Origin of the sequence: Microvirga sp. HBU67558 (assembly GCF_018069605.1) — a bacterium.
Lineage (GTDB): Bacteria > Pseudomonadota > Alphaproteobacteria > Rhizobiales > Beijerinckiaceae > Microvirga > Microvirga terrae.
This window is the reverse complement of record NZ_JAGPUP010000219.1, coordinates 1-533: the sequence shown is the minus strand read 5'-3', so window position 1 is coordinate 533 and position 533 is coordinate 1. Positions and strand designations below refer to the sequence as shown.

The 533-nt window shown below is 59.8% G+C and carries 1 pseudogene; it reads left to right on the top strand.

Going from position 1 to position 533, the window contains the following annotated elements:
- Positions 1–241: 241 nt before the first annotated feature.
- A pseudogene (locus KBI52_RS00920) lies at positions 242–533 on the top strand (HU family DNA-binding protein); the annotation flags it as partial.

Here is a 533-nt window from a genome sequence, read left to right as displayed (position 1 = left end):
TCGAGACGGTCTGGGGCCGCGGCTACATGCTGCGGGAGCCGCCGCTCGTCAAGTTGGCAAGCTAAATCTCAGGATCACTTGCGCAACCAGTCACGGGATCCTGTGCTGCCCCAAGATCCTATGAATTCGTTCCGTCCTAGTTATTGAGGCTGCGGCCTTCTGGTGATTTCAGTCTTGGGTGGCAAACCCTTTGCCCATCGACTGACTGCTAGATTGCCCGCGCATCGGAAGGATCTCACCCATGGCGAAAGCTGCAACCAAGAAGGCGCCGGCCCGCAAAGCGGCCGCATCGCAACCAGTACCGACTAAAACGGCCAAAACTGCCGACGCCGGAGCCAAGAGTTTCACGAAGGCCGCAGCACCGAAGGCGTCAGTCAAGGCGGCCCCCAAGGGCGCAAAGAAATCCACTGGCACCTCGCCTGGCGCGATTCTCACCCTGCGCCACATTGCCGAGCAGCTGTCGGAAGCGCACGAGCTTCCCAAGCGCCAAGCCAATGAAATCCTGACCCAGGTCATCGAGATGATCGCCAAGA